This is a genomic window from Candidatus Eisenbacteria bacterium (assembly GCA_018831195.1).
In the GTDB taxonomy this organism is placed as follows: domain Bacteria; phylum Eisenbacteria; class RBG-16-71-46; order CAIMUX01; family JAHJDP01; genus JAHJDP01.
In genome coordinates this window covers 1-4,978 of record JAHJDP010000068.1, presented here as the reverse complement: position 1 = coordinate 4,978, position 4,978 = coordinate 1, and the positions used below count along the sequence as shown (strand labels likewise).

At 53.4% G+C, this 4,978-nt stretch carries 4 protein-coding genes; 1 reads left to right on the top strand and 3 read right to left on the bottom strand.

Going from position 1 to position 4,978, the window contains the following annotated elements:
- Positions 1-830: 830 nt before the first annotated feature.
- The 3 genes from KJ970_11900 to KJ970_11890 form a co-directional block, all read right to left on the bottom strand.
- Positions 831-1,889 (bottom strand): transposase, encoded by a 1,059-nt coding sequence (locus KJ970_11900; protein ID MBU2691619.1) that lies wholly within the window; start codon positions 1,887-1,889, stop codon positions 831-833.
- 261 nt (positions 1,890-2,150) lie between these two features.
- Positions 2,151-3,269 carry a right-handed parallel beta-helix repeat-containing protein gene (locus KJ970_11895; GenBank protein ID MBU2691618.1) on the bottom strand — a complete coding sequence of 373 codons (1,119 nt, stop codon included), beginning with the start codon at positions 3,267-3,269 and terminating at the stop codon, positions 2,151-2,153.
- Between the two features lie 342 nt (positions 3,270-3,611).
- The gene (locus KJ970_11890) at positions 3,612-4,481 is read right to left on the bottom strand and encodes a transposase (GenBank protein MBU2691617.1); all 870 of its coding nucleotides are present in this window, start codon (positions 4,479-4,481) and stop codon (positions 3,612-3,614) included.
- Between KJ970_11890 and KJ970_11885 the strand changes: the two genes are divergently transcribed.
- Entirely contained in the window at positions 4,467-4,697 is a 231-nt protein-coding gene (locus tag KJ970_11885) for a hypothetical protein (GenBank protein ID MBU2691616.1), read from the top strand. The genes KJ970_11890 and KJ970_11885 overlap by 15 nt on opposite strands.
- Positions 4,698-4,978 lie beyond the last annotated feature (281 nt).

Here is a 4,978-nt window from a genome sequence, read left to right as displayed (position 1 = left end):
GGTGTCGGGCACCTGTGCATTTTGTAAATCCCGTCCGCGTTGAGCCGATTGGAGTTACGCCGAGACTCGACCGCGAGTTAGAAGACGGTATCACCCGGGGTCCGGGTGCGACGCGAGCGTTAAACGGTGCTGAGCCGAGAGGAGAGAGTCAGAGAACTTCGGCCATCCCACGCCAATTCCGAGGATTATGACCCGTAGCCAATCGACACCCTTTCTAAACAGAGAATCAGACATAAAATGCCGCAACCGCAAAACCCTATAGAACTTACACATATAGCGAACCCCGGCAGCCATCACTACCGGGGTCTGCGTCAACCAAATATACCACTCAATTTCGAAACACCGCATCCCGGCTCCCCGGGTGCACCCCGGGTGCAACCCTTTACGAACCAGTTCTATTGGGAAAGATGTCAAGACATACATATTCCATTCGCTGGAGCTTCCCGTTTTTGCATCCAGCGTCCGCCCCGGCCGATCTCCTGATTAAGTTCACGCCAGTTTGACGTGAGCAGTGCACTTGAGATTTGGGAGCGATTCTCGGTGCACCTAGATCGACGGTGATCAAAGATCAATCTTCGCCTGGCATCCTGTCGACATCGTAGCCGCATTGTCCTCCACACCGGACTGGGAACCACACTTCTATTGGGGACTCAATGGCCCATCGCTTTCTTCGGCTCTCCAGGGGGGCATAGCCTCTCTGTGGGGACTCCGGAATCATTACCCGGGACCAGGTTCGTAATAGATGCTCTCCCCCAATACCGTTTCGTCTCCAGGAAGTTGGCCAGCAAAAATGACTCTTTCACAATCAACCATTCAAACCTGGAGACAACCTATGCGGCTTTCTTTAACTTTGCCGGATTATAAACCTCCTCGGATCTCCACATCGATAAAATGATCGATGCTATCTGCCGTGCAATGGTCAGCTTCGCCAGATTCGGCCTCGTGCCCTCATTGAGTAGCTGTTGATAATGCCGGTACAGCGGATCCTCGTTGCGGGCATACCCAATTACTGTCGTGGCCGCACCCTTGAAGATCTGCTTCAGTGCTCGATTGCCATTGCGATTCAATCCTCGCGTTTGCTGAACCGGTAGTCTTGCCCAGCTCCCATCTCCGGCCCTTGTCCAATCTGATGAACTCCTCATGACGATCGCCAAGCCGGCATAAGCCCAAAACGATCGCTTGCTGGAGAATCGATAGGGTGTGACTACGATCGATAGTATCTGGGCAACACGTATCACTCCCATGCCTGGACATGTCTTCAGTATGCGGGAAATACTGTGCTTCTGCGCTTCGGCAAGCATCTCCTTTTCGGCTTGCTTCTTTAGATCCCGAACACAGTCCAATTCTTGGTAGAGAAATCCCGCAACTGAACGTATTTTGGCTGGAAGCTTCCGCAGCCACTTCTCCCGAGCAGTAATTTCGTAGATCTCTTTGCCGCAAGTGGGGATGCCCCGCGAGCGATAAAGACTCTTGATCCGGTTCTGCACTCGTACGGAATCGTTGACCAGCATTGTATAGGCTCGGCTCAGTTCCCGAAGCAATCCAAACTTCCCAAGCCCTTTGTAAACGCGCGTATTGATTGCACCTATTCGCAAATTCTCGGCTAGATTGAACGCATCGCGCTTGTCGTCCTTCGATCCACTCATTCTCCTGATTCCAGGAGTGACGACAATCTCGTCGACATGCGGGGCCAACACCTCGTGGAGCCAGTTCGCTTGCGTCCCTTCTTCCAGACATAGACGACGTTGCTTGGGAATCGTTTTGAGGAAACTGATCAGCGCTCTTGCATTGGTCTCCAGTACTTGTGATTGCAACCGTTTGCCACTGGGACCGACAACAGCGATCGTGCAACTTGCTGAATGGGCATCCAGACCGATATATCTGTCCATTGGCATTCTTCCTTTCGGTTGAGGATTTTAGGTCGATACATGTCATCGATAAAATGCTCCCAACCAGCGAAGAACGCCATTCTTTCTGCCGGGCCGCTAGTAAAACCCAGCTCTATTTAGGCTTGCGGACGCCAATCCCATAATGCCTCTCTGCTTTTGGACTCAAGATTCTGGATGGAATTTGCGGAGAATCCGGCTTCTTATGCATAATTGGGTTTTCCTCCCTTAGAGAACCGATCGGACTCAGCAAATTCAAAATCATCAGCGACCACCATAAAATGATTTTATTAATCCCCAACTTCTTTGGATTGTCGGATCTGGGGGATCGCATCCCACCCCCAATGCGCCAATGAATATTCCACAGGGGTTGTTCTCAGGTAGGCAGGGGGAGTTTGAATAGACTTGATAGTCTCCCTCTGTTGTGGGCTCGTCGTGAGGATTAACCCAATCACAGAATAGGGGCGCAGAAAATATGCTCTCTCCGTTGTATTCAATTTCCGAATCTCCCCATTCAACGGGTGCAACAAGTACAGAACAATCTATGATTGCATTTCCATTTGATATGATAATGTCAGTCCCAATATTTCCCCACACGGCGCTGTTTTCAACCTGAACGAATCCACCACCTGTAATTATGCCCCCGCCATTGAGAGCACCATTTCCTGAGATCGTACAGTTTGATATAAAAACAGATGCATCCACTCCACAAAATATCCCCCCACCCATATCATCAGCCACACACCCATTTATTAAACAGCCCTCAAGCCTTAAAGAAGAATCTCTGCCAATATATATTGCTCCGCCGACATCGGGTGACCAATTTCCAGAAAATACACAATCCTTAACCACTGGTGTTGCCGAATGCGATACATACAATCCAGCGCCGTCTGACATCCCATTCCATGTTATAAGACAGTCTTCAATGATGCATGAAGATTCACCAATACATCCAAAACCCACTATATTTCCAGTCAAAACACAATTTATAATCGTTGAAGATGCCCCATACTTAAACATAATGGCAGTGATATCTGCACCACGAATAGTAAATCCATCTACAACACAATCACGACCTTCGTCATCTTGAAAATGAATTCCATAGTCTCCTCCTTCGCAATCAATTGTCGTTGAATCGGCACCATCCTCAGAAAGCAAGACGATGTTTTTGCCCGCAAAATCAAGATTGTAGTTACCTTCTCCTGTATATGTCCCAGCTGCCACTAGAACACTATCTCCGGTAGCGGCCGCATCAAGTCCCGCCTGGATGCTAGAATGTTCAGATGGTACTTTGTAGGTCTCTGCTTTAAGTGGCTCTATTGAGCATAGCCAGAGCACAATAATTGCCAAGTGTGTTCCAATTTTCATCGGATATGAAGACATTCCTTGACCTCCGCCAAATAGCTTCCAAATTCACTCCTGAATCGTGTAGCCTATAAGAACTTTCAAGAACCCCTTTACCCCAGCCCACCCCCTCGCAGCTGCCACAATGATGATATCCGATCAGGAAAGGGCTGACAAGACGGCTCGGAAAGCCATGCCTGGCATCTCCATGCCGTGAACTTCCACTCAGCGCGTCCTGTTTCGTCGTCTTCCCGGCGCAGTAGCCTCTCCACTCGATCTTCCCAGACGCACCTCTCCCATCAACCCACCCGGAAAACCCGATCAGGCCGGCATCCTGCACGATCCTGGAAATAGGAGTTTTTACATTAATCGACGGATTCGCTATGGCGGCGGGCGGGCCCAGGGGTCCGGATCCGCGCTTTCCACATCGCCGGCATCGGCATCCATCCCTTCCGTGTCCGCCTCCAGCAAAAATCCCATCGGCGGATCCGACGGTCGCGCCGGCGACAAGGCAGGAGGAACATCGTTAAGCCCCAGGTGCCGGAGGATCTTCCCTACCACCACGGGATCGGTGAGAAAAGCCAGCACGACCATGGGGACTGTCTGTGCGGGTGTTGAACAGCGCGGGCAGGCGAGCGCGTCGACATGCAATAATCGCCGCAGAAGCTGCGCCCACGGGACGCGCCGGCGATGTGTGGCGGATGATTTCTCTGGCTCCGTCTTTGACGCCTGCTTTGTTTCAACTTCCAACCCAGGCGGCATACCGTTCTCGACGGTTGTACATTCCTCCCGCCGCGGCGGATCCGGCAATAACTTCCGCCAGCGGCTGCGGTTGGCGAAGACGCCGTGGTAGCGGATCTGATGGCTGTAGGGAAATGAGACCAAGGCGGCCAGGCGGCGCAGGAAGTCCAGGGGATCGAGGATGAGATGGGTGGCGCCGTTGGCGTTCGGCCACGGCCGACGCAGCTGGTAGACAACCTTCCCCTCCGGGCTCAGCGAAAGTCGCTCTTGGGAAAACGGCGCCCGCAGTCCATAACGCAGCAGGCGCTCCAGCGCCTCCCGGTCCCACGCGGGAACCGACTGGCGCGCCGCTACTGCGGTATCCGGCTGGATGAGGACCGGCGCGCCATGACCCGTAGCGCCTCGCTCGAAGCGGCCGGACTTCTCGGTGGTGTGGTTGCCATCGGTGCGAGCCGTGTCGCCGATGCGACCCGGCGTCTTGTTGTGGGGGGCGCGGTGAGATTTCCGCAAAAGGCGGCGATGGGTGTCGTCGGTGTGAGTAGTAATCTGCTCTCCGGTATCGCTAAGATTGCCAGCAAGGCGGCCGGATCGGCGGCGAGGAAAGTCTCCGAACCGCCGGTTTCCGCGGTCAAACAGATGATTCGCTTCTGGGAGCATATCGAAGAGGTCTTTGAGCCGGAGAAAGAGGGGGTTCCGGGGCCGCATTCCGACTGGCCGGCCGACTAGGGGTAGGGTCAGTTTTCCCGTCGTCGAGGGCGGGCGCGTATTCCCCGACTACCTCTTAGGCACAACCGCCGCGAAAAGAGGCCGATCGGTCCGAGCAAACTGCAATCTGCGCCGCCGAACGGCGAAGAAGTCCACCGAGACTGTATCGCACCCGGTTCTTTGGACACAAGAATTCCTTACGCAGCCTCTGCTTGAGCGCGGTCACGGCGCGCCTGAGCGGGACTGCGGAATCCCAACTTCTCGATCAACCAATCTTGGTTATAGCTTTCAATGAATGCCTG

Coding starts and splice junctions, on each gene's coding strand:
- KJ970_11900 (MBU2691619.1), bottom strand. CDS start 1,889: ATGGACAGATATATCGGTCTGGATGCCCATTCAGCAAGTTGCACGATC.
- KJ970_11895 (MBU2691618.1), bottom strand. CDS start 3,269: ATGTCTTCATATCCGATGAAAATTGGAACACACTTGGCAATTATTGTG.